13 protein-coding genes are annotated in these 11,834 nt (G+C 69.7%); 8 read left to right on the forward strand and 5 right to left on the reverse strand.

Features of this window, described 5'->3' with window-relative positions; genetic code table 11:
* Positions 1–6: 6 nt before the first annotated feature.
* The 3 genes from AC07BS_RS00080 to AC07BS_RS00090 all read right to left on the reverse strand — a co-directional run bounded on the left by AC07BS_RS00080 (position 7) and on the right by AC07BS_RS00090 (position 3,244).
* Positions 7–1,005, reverse strand: a complete 999-nt coding sequence (locus AC07BS_RS00080) for a GlxA family transcriptional regulator (protein ID WP_478928918.1) — start codon at positions 1,003–1,005, stop codon at positions 7–9.
* Between the two features lie 106 nt (positions 1,006–1,111).
* The gene (locus tag AC07BS_RS00085) at positions 1,112–2,407 is read right to left on the reverse strand and encodes a wax ester/triacylglycerol synthase domain-containing protein (protein ID WP_478928920.1); all 1,296 of its coding nucleotides are present in this window, start codon (positions 2,405–2,407) and stop codon (positions 1,112–1,114) included.
* Between the two features lie 108 nt (positions 2,408–2,515).
* Positions 2,516–3,244, reverse strand: coding sequence for an SDR family oxidoreductase (locus tag AC07BS_RS00090; RefSeq protein ID WP_478928922.1), 729 nt, complete (start codon positions 3,242–3,244; stop codon positions 2,516–2,518).
* Positions 3,245–3,373: 129 nt separating this feature from the next.
* On the opposite strand from AC07BS_RS00090, the gene AC07BS_RS00095 reads away from it, so the two are divergent.
* The 5 genes from AC07BS_RS00095 to AC07BS_RS00115 all read left to right on the forward strand — a co-directional run bounded on the left by AC07BS_RS00095 (position 3,374) and on the right by AC07BS_RS00115 (position 7,364).
* On the forward strand, positions 3,374–3,691 hold the full coding sequence (locus AC07BS_RS00095) for an ArsR/SmtB family transcription factor (protein WP_478639226.1): 318 nt from the start codon (positions 3,374–3,376) through the stop codon (positions 3,689–3,691).
* A gap of 167 nt (positions 3,692–3,858) precedes the next feature.
* Positions 3,859–5,499 carry a hemopexin repeat-containing protein gene (locus AC07BS_RS00100; protein WP_478928924.1) on the forward strand — a complete coding sequence of 547 codons (1,641 nt, stop codon included), beginning with the start codon at positions 3,859–3,861 and terminating at the stop codon, positions 5,497–5,499.
* 198 nt (positions 5,500–5,697) lie between these two features.
* On the forward strand, positions 5,698–6,276 hold the full coding sequence (locus tag AC07BS_RS00105) for a peptidase inhibitor family I36 protein (RefSeq protein WP_478928926.1): 579 nt from the start codon (positions 5,698–5,700) through the stop codon (positions 6,274–6,276).
* A 151-nt stretch (positions 6,277–6,427) separates the two neighbouring features.
* On the forward strand, positions 6,428–6,727 hold the full coding sequence (locus AC07BS_RS00110) for a cupin domain-containing protein (protein WP_478639220.1): 300 nt from the start codon (positions 6,428–6,430) through the stop codon (positions 6,725–6,727).
* 112 nt (positions 6,728–6,839) lie between these two features.
* The gene (locus tag AC07BS_RS00115; protein WP_478639218.1) at positions 6,840–7,364 is read left to right on the forward strand and encodes a hypothetical protein; all 525 of its coding nucleotides are present in this window, start codon (positions 6,840–6,842) and stop codon (positions 7,362–7,364) included.
* 30 nt (positions 7,365–7,394) lie between these two features.
* Here AC07BS_RS00115 and AC07BS_RS00120 read toward each other — a convergent pair whose 3' ends face one another.
* Positions 7,395–7,853: a contact-dependent growth inhibition system immunity protein gene (locus AC07BS_RS00120; protein WP_478928928.1), complete on the reverse strand. Its 459-nt coding sequence runs from the start codon at positions 7,851–7,853 to the stop codon at positions 7,395–7,397.
* 149 nt (positions 7,854–8,002) lie between these two features.
* Here AC07BS_RS00120 and AC07BS_RS00125 point away from each other — a divergent pair, with 149 nt between their 5' ends.
* A complete protein-coding gene (locus AC07BS_RS00125; RefSeq protein WP_478928930.1) occupies positions 8,003–8,497 on the forward strand; it encodes an N-acetyltransferase family protein in 495 nt (164 codons plus the stop codon).
* A 28-nt stretch (positions 8,498–8,525) separates the two neighbouring features.
* Here AC07BS_RS00125 and AC07BS_RS00130 read toward each other — a convergent pair whose 3' ends face one another.
* Positions 8,526–9,209 carry a hypothetical protein gene (locus tag AC07BS_RS00130; RefSeq protein WP_478928931.1) on the reverse strand — a complete coding sequence of 228 codons (684 nt, stop codon included), beginning with the start codon at positions 9,207–9,209 and terminating at the stop codon, positions 8,526–8,528.
* A 409-nt stretch (positions 9,210–9,618) separates the two neighbouring features.
* Here AC07BS_RS00130 and AC07BS_RS00135 point away from each other — a divergent pair, with 409 nt between their 5' ends.
* Together AC07BS_RS00135 and AC07BS_RS00140 are read left to right on the forward strand one after the other, a co-directional pair.
* Complete coding sequence (locus AC07BS_RS00135; RefSeq protein WP_478928933.1) at positions 9,619–10,356, forward strand: SDR family oxidoreductase; 738 nt, start codon at positions 9,619–9,621, stop codon at positions 10,354–10,356.
* A gap of 288 nt (positions 10,357–10,644) precedes the next feature.
* Positions 10,645–11,826: a ComEC/Rec2 family competence protein gene (locus AC07BS_RS00140; RefSeq protein WP_478928935.1), complete on the forward strand. Its 1,182-nt coding sequence runs from the start codon at positions 10,645–10,647 to the stop codon at positions 11,824–11,826.
* The last annotated feature ends 8 nt before the right edge of the window (positions 11,827–11,834 follow it).

The raw sequence follows: 11,834 nt of genomic DNA on the forward strand, positions 1-11,834 counted from the left end.
GGCGGGTCAGGCCGTGGTGGTGGTGCGGAAGCGTCGGCGGTACGCGCCCGGGCTGGTGGCGAGCTGCCGCCTGAAGGCCCTGTGCAGGGTCTCCACCGAACGCAGGCCCGTAGTCGTCGCGATCCGCTCCAGCGGCTCGTCGCTCGTCTCCAGCAGTCGGCGGGCCGCCTCCACGCGCAGGGCTTCCACGTACGCGGCCGGTGTGGTGCCCGTCTCCTGGGTGAAGACGCGGGCGAAATGCCGTTCGCTCAGGCACATGCGCTGTGCCAGGGCGGCCGCCGACAGGTCCTCGTCGAGGTGGCCCGCCATGTACAGGCGCAGCTCGTCGATGTCCCTGCGGGACGTCGGCGGCCGGCTGATCGGCACGCTGAACTGGCTCTGCCCGCCCTGGCGTTTGAGGTAGACCACCAGCTGGCGGGCGACGGCGAGTGCGAGTTCCTCGCCGTGGTCCTCGGCGACGAGCGCGAGGGCCAGGTCCAGGCAGGAGCTGATGCCCGCCCCGGTCCACACCCGTCCGGAACGGATGAAGATCGGGTCCGGATCGACGGCGACCTCGGGGTGGTCGGCGGCCAGCTGGGCGGCCGTCGACCAGTGGGTGGTCGCCATCCTCCCGTCCAGCAGTCCGGCGGCGGCCAGCAGGTGGGCGCCCACGCACACGGAGGCGATCCGCCGCGCGTGCGGTGCCGTGGCCGCGATCCAGTCCACGACCCGGCGATCGATCCGGGCGCGCGGCCCGTCGTCGCGCACGTCCACCGCTCCGGGAACGAGGAGGGTGTCCACCGCGGCCCCGACCTGGTCGAATCCCACGTCGGTGACCACGCGCACTCCCGCGGAGGTCGCCACCGCCTCACCCGCCGGCCCGGGCCCGGCCAGCCGGACGCGGTAGCGGGCGCGGCCGCCGGACTCCCGGTTGGCCAGCGCGAAGACCTCGGCCGGCCCCGTCACGTCGAGCAGGTCGACATCGGGGAAGACCGCGATCACTACACGGTGGCTCGTCTCGGGCATGTCCTCATGATCTGCCTCGACCGGACCCGACCGCAATGACGGTCTTCTGTCACATCCGGACATCGGGACATCGGGACATCGGGATGTTCGGATGTGACGGTCCCGCCTATGTCGCGCCCAGAGCCTCCAGGGCCCGTAGATAGTGCTCCGGCAGCGCGTGGTGGACGCCGGTACGCCGCGCGGCCATGAACGAGACCGTGGTCGTCGCGCCGTAACTGACGATGCCCGTGCTCGGACCTCCGCAGGAAGGACGCTGGGGCAGGGGGAGCAGCGCCTCGACGTTCCCGCCCGGGCAGGACAGCCTCCGCGACACCGTGCCCAGGTTGGTCGCCACGATGTTCGTGGACCGGGGCGCCAGGGGTACGGACACCAGCCAGCGTGTCCATGGCGCCGGCAGTACGCCGCTCGCCCGCACCAGCAGGGCGCCGCCTTCGCGCTGCCGGGCCCGCTTGGCCCGCCGGACGGCCTGGTGGACGCGTCGCAGGCACGCGCGCGGGTCCGTGACCCGGACCGGCAGGGGGACGCGGGCGCAGGCGGTGAAGTTGCCGATCCCGAGGTGGTCGGCGGGTGGCGGCACGGCCATGGGGACCAGCGCCATCATGGTGGGCGGCGGCGGGGCGCCGCGCTCGGCGAGGCAGTCGCGGAAGGCCAGGGTGAGGGCGGCCAGATGGACGTCGTTGACCGTGCAGCCGTACCTCGTGGCGACGTCCAGCAGCGCGCTCAGGGGGGTGTGGCACCAGGAGATGCCGCTGGGCTCGTGTGCAGGTGACCGGAGGAGAGGAACGTCGGGGGCGGGTCGCGCGAAGCCCGCTGCCAGTGAGGCCGCTCCTCGTAGGCCTCGTACGGCCGCCCCGATGGGGTGCGGGGGCGCCCCGGGGAGCAGCGAGCGTCGCGGCCCGGGGTCGCGAGGGGTGAGCAGCCTGTGGAGGACGTCCACCGCTCCCGGTCCGTCGAAGGCCGCGTGATGGTGGGTGAAGAGCAGGGCGAAGCCCGCCTGCCGGCGATCTCCAGGGCCAGGTGTGCCGTGCAGGAGGCGCAGCGACCACGGGGGAGCGCTCACGTCATTGCGCGGCGCGTCCACGAGCGCCGCGGCCAGGTCCGCGAGTCCGAGGGCGTCAGGGGCCCTGGCAGCCGGCCGGTGTTCGTGGACGTGGCGAGCGGCATCGAAGGAGTCGTCGTACAGCCAGTACGGGCGGCTCAGCGACGGGCGGACCGTGCCGAGGCGCATGCGGAGGGCGGGGATGCGTTCCGCTCGATGGCGTACGTACGCGGTGAGTTCGGCCGGCGTGGGAGGCGTTCCCGACATCAGGAGCAGGAATCCGGTGTCCCGTGACCCGGCGGGACGCGTGTGACCGAAGGAAAGGTAGGCACAGTCGAGCGCGCCCAGGCGCACCGCCTTCATGAAGACACGCTACTTCGGCTGATGGGGATATGAGCGGACATCTCGTGTCGAAGGTGAAAGAGAACCATGTGAAGTCGGGCCGCCGGGGGCGGGGATGGGGCGGGCGGCTCATAGGGAGCGGGCCGCGCCGCCGTCGATGCGGAGGGACTCGCCGTTGATGTAGGCGGCGTCGTCGGAGACGAGGAAGGCGGCGAGCTTGCCGATCTCGGCGGTGGTGGCGTAGCGCCCGGCGGGGACGCGGGAGAGGAACTCCTCGGTCTCCGGGTAGGAGTCGACGAACCCCGGCAGGACGGCGTTCATGCGCAGGCCGTGGGCGGCGTGCTGGTCGGCGTAGAGCTTGGTGAACGAGGACAGGGCGGCGCGGAGGGCCGAGTTCACCGGGATCATCCCCATGGGCTCGAACGCGGTGTAGGAGGAGACGTTCACGAAGGCGCCCGTGCCGCGCGCGAGCATGTGCGGGGTGACGAGGCGGGCCATACGGGCCACGGACAGCAGGATCATGTCCAGGCCGTCATGCCACATCGCATCGGTGACCTTGAGCAGTTCGTCGTTGGCCGCGTGTCCGCAGCCGTTGACGACCGCGTCGATCCGCCCGTAGGCGTCCATGGTCCCGCCGACGAGGCGTTCGAGGTCTTCGAGGGAGGTGAGGGAGCCGGTGGTGGCGACGGCGCCGCCCAGTTCCTCGGCGAGGTCGCGCACGCTCTCGCCCCGGCTCAGCAGGGAGAGCCGGTAGCCGCGCCGGGCCAGCTCCGTCGCGATCCCGCGCCCGATGCCCGAGCTCGCGGCGGTGACGACGGCGACCGGCGCGTCGGCTCGTCCCGGCGGGGTGGTGCTCATGGGATCGCTCTCCGATCATGGTCTGTTCGACTGTACGAGAAAGACCATACAATCAAACGACGAAAACGGACAAACGGGAGCGAGCGGGTGGCCGCCCGTCCAGTACGTGACCTGTCGTACAGTCGAAGAATGCACGTCGCCCACCACCCCCACCGCGACCAGCTCCACGTCGAGAACGTCCTCGCCGCCCTGGGCAACCCCGTCCGCCTGGGCATCGTGCGCGAACTGGCCGCCTCCGAGGGTGAGCGCACCTGCGGCAGCCTCCCCCTGGACGTCACCAAGGCCACCGCCACCCACCACTGGCGCGCCCTGCGCGAGGCCGGCATCACCCGCGAACACAAGCAGGGCCGCTACAAGGCCGTCACCCTGCGCCGGGACGACCTCGACGCCCGCTTCCCCGGCCTCCTCGACGCCGTCCTGGCCGCCACACCGCCGACGTCGCCCTGACCGCGGGCGGGCCGGTCTTCACCCGGTCGGCCTACTCGCCGGGCCGGGGGAGCGCTGCCGGCGCGACCATGGGACGCGAGGTCTGCCCGTCCTGAGGCCCACGGAGCACGAGGCCTCTCTCCTCACTCGATGGATATCCAGGTCGTCCGGTCGCCGGAGGTACCTCGATGAAGGACAACTTTCGCATCTCCCTCAGAACCGAGCCGCAATACCGGCTCGGTGAACCGATCCTGGTGACGTTCGAGCTGACCAATGTCAGCGATCAGGACGCTCGACTGCTCGTCTGGGACACACCCCTGGAAGGTCCGGAGGTGTTCCAGTACTTCGAGGTCCGCCGCGACGGGCTCCGCATCCCCTACGACGGACGGTTCGTCAAACGCGGAGAGCCTGAGGAAGCCTCCTACCGAACGGTTCGCGCGGGCGAGGTCGTGACGCAGGACGTCGATCTGACCACGGCCTTCCCCATCACCGAGCCGGGGACCTACACCGTGACGCTCGACGCGCGGATTCACGACGCCATCCCGCAGGGACCCGGCGCACCGGTGGTACGGCTGCGCCCCGACCACCAAGGCTTCGACCTCGATCCGCTCTCCGCGACGTTCGACGTGGTCGGCGACGGGGAACCGCGCCACACCATCGCGGAGGCCGTGCGACGCGAACTCGGGCCCCCGCAAGCGCTGAGGACCGCCGTAACCGTCGCCAAGGCAGGCGTCATGGCGCCTGTCCTGGTGGGAGGAACGGCCGCGCAACAGCAGGACGTCCGGGCCGCTCACGAGAACGCCGGTGCCTTCACGGAAAAGGCGAGGCATCAACTGGCCTGGACGAACGGGGCCGCCAATACGGTGTCCACCGAGTGGTTCGGTGCCTACGACGCCGCGCGCTACGCCGTCGTCAGTCAGCACTTCACCGATATCGGCGCGGTGATCGCGGGCGAGGCGCTGACGTACGACCTGACGGGTACGGGCTGCGACGCGAGCTGGTACGCGTACACCTACAAGAACACCCGGAAGATCTGGCTCTGTTCCCATTTCTGGAGCGCGAACGCGACAGGCACGGATTCCAAGTTCGGCACGCTCGTGCACGAGCTGTGTCATGCGGTCTCCAGCGTCGACGACGTCGTCTACGGTCAGGCCGCGGCCCGGAATCTGGCGATCACCAAGCCGGCGGACGCGATCCGCAACGCGGACAACCATGAATACTTCGCCGAGGACGTCTCCGAACGCGTGGTCACCGCTCCGGTGCTGTGGAACAACGGCAAGGCCTATCTCTTCGTCGCCGGGGAGTACTACCGCTACGACGTCGAGGGCGACAAGGTCGACCCCGGCTACCCGGTGCCGATCTCTCCGAGCTGGCCCGGACTGTTCTCGGACCGCGTGGACGTCGGCGTCGTATGGCCGAACGGAAAGGCGTACTTCTTCCGGGGAGGGGAGTACGTCCGCTACGACATCGCGACGGACAGGGTCGATCCCGGCTATCCGCTGCCGATCTCGCCGTACTGGCCCGGGCTCTGGGCGGACGGCGTCGACGCGGGCGTGGTGTGGAACAACGGGAAGGCGTACTTCTTCCGCGGGTCGGAGTATGTGCGCTACGACATCGCGACGGACAAGGTCGATCCGGGCTATCCGCTGCCGATCTCGCCGTACTGGCCCGGACTGTGGCCCGCGGATCTCACCGGTGGTGTGGTGTGGAACAACGGGAAGGCCTTCTTCTTCCGCGGCGCGGAGTATGTGCGCTACGACATCGCGACGGACAAGGTCGATCCCGGCTATCCGCTGCCGGTCAATCCGTACTGGCCGGGCCTGCCCTGATCGGGCTCCCGCACGGATGACCCCGATACGGCGGCCGGGTGCAGCTCTCGGCCGCCGTCGGGCGATGTCAAGAAGGCCCTTTCGGGCGATCCGGGCATTCTTCGAGACAGATGTCCTCCCTGAGGTGTCGGTGAGTTCCCGCAGGGTTCACAACCTCTGCGTTCTCGTCCGATTCCGTTCACGGGAGGCATGATGCGGATGTTCGGCACCGGTTTCGCCAGGCGGATCACAGCGCTGTGCGCCGGGGGTCTGCTCCTGGCCGCCGTCCCGGGGGCGGCGCAGGCGAGTTCCCCGGAGCGGCCCTTCGCGGATCAGGTGCGAGCGGCAGGACTCTCCTCCGGGCAGGCCACCGCGTTGCAGTCGGAGGTCGACCGGTACCTGCACGCCGTGGGCGGGAAGCAGGTGTCGGCCAACGAGATCGGATTCGATGGGGGGCGAGTCGCCGTGGCACTTCCCGGAGAAAGCCGCCCGCGTGATTTCGCGGCCGGCCGGGGAACGCGTCCTCTCGCTGACCCGTGCCGGGACGGCGTCGTGTACGCGGGCTATTTCTGCGAGTACAGCATGGAGTATTTCCAGGGCACCCACACCGAGTGGTACCGGTGCACGACGTACACCGACCCCTTCTCCGGCAAGGGCTCCTGGATCAACAACCAGAGCCAGGGGACGCGAGCCCGCATGTACGACATCGTCGGGCAGCTGATCTACACGACGCCGGGCGCCTACAGCAGCGACGCCACGGGGGACTGGACCGACGTGCAGTCGGTGAGAATCTGCTGACGGGACCGGACCGCGGCGCGAGGTTTTACCCAACGGTCGACCAGCGGCGCGCCGCCATGTCATAACGTCATCGCATCCCTTGATCACGACCGCGGACGTTCCCGGTGGCTCCCTCAGCCCTCCGGCGGGACGGCCCGCCAGGAGGTATGCCATGAACGTCGTCGACATACGGAACACGGCCGCGGAACTGCCGGACGCCTGGAGCTCGCACCTGCTCGGACAGGTCGGGAGTACGGGGGTGAAGGTGCTGCGCATGGACGGCCGCCCCCTGGAACCGGAAACCCACGAAACGGCGGAAGCGCTGTTGGTGATGGACGGCACCCTGCGGCTGCTGGCCGGCGGAATCGAGGCCGATGTCCGCGCGGGGGAGATGTACCTCGTCGAGGCGGGAGTGGAGCATGCGGTGCGTTCCGGCAGCCGGGGGACGCTCGTCATCATCGAAAGGTTTTAGGGGCCGTGGAGTTCGGTCTCCCACGCCCGGAACGGCAGAATCTGTTTGCCGTGCTCCGGCGATCTGCAGGACGGGCGCGGGACTGTCGTACCCGGCCGCTAACGTGCGACGTATGCACTCACTGATCACAGCCATCGCCGAGCACGACGACGCCGCCGACTTCCTGGCCTGGCCGGGCGACTTCGACCTCGACGGGGGAGACCACGTCGAGGAGGTCCACCTCGCGTCCGGCGCGGCGCTGGAGGGCTTCGCGGGTGACGGGGCCGGGGGTACGTACTTCTTCTGCGGCGAGGGCGGTGAGGAACGCCCAGTCCTGTACGCGGACTCCGAAGGCGGCGCGGCGCTGGTCGCGGTCGGCCTGCCGGAGCTGTTGCGGCTCCTCCTGGTCGCGCCTTGGTGGCGCGACTGCCGCGCGTTCACCGCGGAGGAGAGCGCGGAGCTGGCCGCCGACCACCTGGAGGACATGCCCGACCTGATAGCCGACCGGGAGCGTGCGGCGGCAGCCCTCGGTCTTGACCTGCCTTCCGAGGCCGAGGTCCTGGCCCGCCTGCGCGAGGTCGCCACCGAGGTGGGCAAGGACTTCACCCTGATCTTCACGCCGGAGGGCGAGCCCTACAACCAGCTGATCAAGGCCTGAGCGATCCGGCGTCACCGCGCCGGCGTCCGGTCACCGAAGCGACGCGGTCCTCGAGACGAAGCCGGCGAGCTCCTCGGCGGCGCCGCGGGGCAGACCGGTGACCGCCGCCTCCGGCAGCGCCATGACCACGGTGCGCAGCCGCGCGCCGAGGTCCGGCAGCAGCGACCAGGCGGAGGCGGGTACATCGACGGTGGCCAGCAGCAGGTCGCCCTCGTAGAAGTACGCGTCGAGCAGTGGCTCATCGAGCAGCAGGCGCACCGCGAGCGGAAGGACGTACGGCAGTGCCACCCGCTGGGAGATCAGCGTGCGCAGATCCGCCGGACCGAGTTCGCCCAGAGGAACACGCCGCAACTCGTGCACCCTGCGGACCAAACGGGTCGCGTCAGGGTCGGGAGGCGCCCAGCGGGGCGGGTCCAACTCGTCGATAGCGCGGTCGAGGTGCAGAAGGTGATCCATGGGCTTCTGCTGGGTCAGGTCTTTCACGGTCACCTGCGGGGTACTTCTTCCGGCTCACCGGTGAAGGGAGCGACGCTACCACGGCCTGCGGCCAGCAGCGTGTGGAGGCGTGACAAGGGGTTTGCCGGCAGGCACCCGGCTGTGCGCGGAAACCTTCCGTGGCGGCGCGTATCCTGCGGCGAATGGAGATCCGCATCGCCTCCGACGAGGACTGGCCGGCCATTTACCGCTTCTACAAGGTGGTCATGGCCGAGGGCACGACATACGCGTTTCCTGAGGGACAGACTCTCGAGGAGGCGCGGCCGTGGTGGATGGAGCAGCCGCCCGGGCGCACCGTGGTCGCCGTCGAGGGCGGCGAGATCGTGGGTTCGGCGAAGATGGGGCCGAACCGGCCCGGCCGCGGCTCCCACATCGGCACGGCCTCGTTCCTGGTCGCCCCGGCGCACCGGGGCAAGGGCATCGGTCGGGCACTCGGCGAGTACGTCGTCGACTGGTGCCGCGCGGAGGGGTTCCGCGGGATCCAGTTCAACGCGGTCGTGGAGACCAACGACCCGGCGGTGCGCCTGTGGAAGTCGCTGGGGTTCGAGGTGGTCGGCACCGTACAGGAGGCCTTCGACCACCCCGAGCACGGCCTCGTCGGGCTGCACGTGATGTACCGCCGCCTCCACGGTCGGTAGACGTGGCGACTCCCGCGGGGAGTGGCGGCTATCCGGCGAGGTCGATGCTGAGCACACCCGAGGTGAAGGTGCTCAGCGGGTAGCTGTCGCTTCCGGGGCCGCACTTCAGGGTGCGGTCCGGCGTGTTCGAGATGTTCGTGCCCGCGCTGTAGCTGGTCGCGGCCAGACCCACCACGCTGGTGAAGATGTCCCGGTCGGTGGAGCTGTAGTACGTGCACTGGTGCAGGTTCAGGTATCTCCCCTGGAGCAGGTCCAAGGTCTTCACGCCTGAGTGGAAGGCGCTGTACGGATAGCTGTCGCTGCCCGGGCCGCACGACGGAGTGCGGTCCGCCGACGCCGAGACCCTCGTGCCGGCGCTGTAGCTGGTGGCCGACAGGCCGACCACGCTGGTGAAGATGTCCCGGTCGGTGGAGCTGTAGTACCCGCACTGATGCAGATTGAGGTACCTGCCCCCGAGGAGGCCCAGGGCCTTCACTCCCGAGTGGAAGGTGCTGAGCGGATAGCTGTCGGTGCCCGGGCCGCACGCGGGAGCGTGGTCCGCCGAGGTCGAGGCGTTGGTGCCGGCGCTGTAGCTGGTGGCCGAGAGGCCGACGACGCTGGTGAGGATGTCCCGGTCGGTGGAGTTGTAGTACCCGCACTGATGCAGATTCACGTACGTGGCCAGCGCGGCCGAGGCCTTCCCCGCCGGAGCAGCCGGGGCGGGGGATGTCACGCCCGTCACCCCCGCCCACGCCACGCACACGGCGGCGGCGACCGCGGGCCTCCACAGGCGTCCGAACAACGACCGAGTCATCTCCCACCCCCAGGGAACACTCTCCGCTCCCGCCCTGGCTCACGGGAACCGGCCAAGGCCGCATTTCACCCCATCAGGGGAGGTCGAACGGGGCCGGGTCGTGGCCCTCCCAGATCCGGCGGGAGGCCTCCTCGGGATACGGCATGGTCGCCGATGCGGCGTCCAGGACACGCGTGAGCCGCCGGTCGGGGCGGTGGGCGGCCCATCCCGGGTCGCCGCCGCCCTCGCGCGCCGTGAGCGCCTTTGCTTGATGTGTACTCGAACTCTCTAGCGTGGTCCGCGTTGCGGTGCCCGACCAGTACGGCACCTCGGAACGCGGAGGCAGCTCATGTCGGGAATCGACGGCAAAGTCGTGGCCATCACCGGTGCCAGCAGCGGGATCGGTGAGGCCACCGCCCTGCTGCTGGCCAGGCAGGGAGCCCAGGTGGTGCTCGGCGCACGGCGTGCCGACCTCCTGCGGGATCTCGTGACCCGGATCGAGGCGAACGGCGGTGCCGCCGTGTGCTCGGCCACGGACGTGACCCGCCGCGCGGACCTCACCACGCTCGTGGACCTCGCCCGTGAGCGGTTCGGACGCCTCGACGTGCTGGTCGGCAATGCCGGCATCGGCCCCGTCTCCCCGCTCGACGATCTGCGCGTCGACGAATGGGAGGCGATGGTGGACGTCAACCTCAAGGGCGTGCTCTACGGCATCGCGGCCGCCCTGCCGGTCTTCCGCGAGCAGGGACACGGCCACTTCGTCAACGTCGTCTCCACCGCCGGCCTGCGCGTCGTGCCCAACCAGGCCGTGTACGCGGCGACCAAGAACGCGGTGCGCACTCTCTCCGAGGGGCTGCGGCAGGAGGCCGGTGGGAACCTGCGGGTCACCGTCGTCTCGCCCGGCTTCGTACGGACCGGTTTCGTCGACGCCGTCTCCAACGAGCGGGTGCGCGCGGAGCTCAACTCGGCCAAGGAGCGGTTCGCGATCCCGCCGGAGGCGATCGGCGAGGCCATCGCCTACGCGATCGGGCAGCCGGCCGCCGTGGATGTCAACGACATCGTCGTCCGGCCCGCCGCGCAGGGTTGAGCGCCTGGTCGATCTTTCGGACAGATTCCCGGCGGCGGGCGCACGGCCCGCCGCACGGCCTTCGCTCCGCGTAGCCGAATCGTGGCGCAGAGGCCGCACGGGGGCGTCGTCGGCGGCACGTACGCATTCGGCCTCGGGTGGCGTGATCATGATCAAACATTGCCTGTCCGGAAAGGTGTACGCGCGCACGGACAGGTCTTCGACGCGGGCCATGATTCTCCCTTGTCCCGGCCTTGAAGTGCGAAGAGGCGACCGGGACGTCCTGGTTCCCGTGGCGCGGAGAGGTACATGCCGGTCGAGGTCGTTTTCTTCAATGTCGGTCAGGGTGACTGCACGTTGCTCTGGTTCTACGACCGGAAAAACAAGAACGTGGGCACGCACGCCGTGCTCATCGACTGCGGTTCGACCGAGCCGCTCGCCCCCCTCAACCCTCTCCCCTCGACGGTGACGGGATCCGCCAAGGACCAGATGGTCAGCCGGCTGCGGGCCAAGCTCGATCACTACCTCAGCCGCATGGCCAACCCCTACACCCTGGACTGCCTGGTCGTCACCCACCCCGACGAGGACCACTTCAACCTGCTGGAACACGTCCTGCTGTCGGATCTGAACCCGCCACAGCTCAAATACACGATCAAACAGGTGAAGTACGCGCTCCACCCAAGTGACTATGGCGAGCGCGGCGGCGACTTCTTATGGACCCTGTTCCACCACTGGGACACACTCGGCGGGCCGAGTGGTCAGCAGGTGCTGAGCGAGCCGGAGCAGGAGAACATGCCCTCGTCGCCTCAGCCCATCCTGCCGGGCACCGGTGTGGGTGCCAACGTGTACATGCTCGGCGGCGTGCTCGGGCCGGAGGGCCCCAATGACTGGGACAAGTTCGAGAGCGGCAAGAAGGCGGCCATCGCCAACGCCTCCAGTCTGGTGACCGTCGTCCGCGGTGAGCCGGACGCGAAGGGCAAGCGCCAGAAGGTCCTGCTCATGGCCGATGCCGTCAGGCTCAACGAGCGCTATCTCGTGAGCACTCCGGACCGTCTGTGCGAGCGGGAGAACAATCTCTGGCTCAAGATCGGACACCACGGCAGCGTGTCGTCCACGGACAACGCCTGGCTCGACCACACCACCCCCGACGGCCTCTTCGTCAGCACCGGCCCCAAGGCGTTCGGCGGCCAGACCGCGACGTGCACGCGCAGCAACATCATCAACCGCCTCCTGCCCCACTGGCGGACTGTGCGCACCGCCCACGGTATTCCGGATCCGGCGGCGAAGACCCCGGCGAACTGGGGGTATGTCGTGCAGGACGACACCGGCGGCCCCCGCGGCCCCTTCGTGCACATACCGGCGACGGACTCCCTCTTCAGCTCGATGGCCGTGCCGAACACGACCGGCGCGGCGACCGGCTGGCGCGGCGTCGACTGGCACCTGCGGCTGGACGACGCAGCGCCCGGTTCCTTCGACATCTGGTACGAGTAGGAGGAACC

The sequence above is a fragment of the Streptomyces sp. NPDC044063 genome (genome assembly GCF_056434285.1).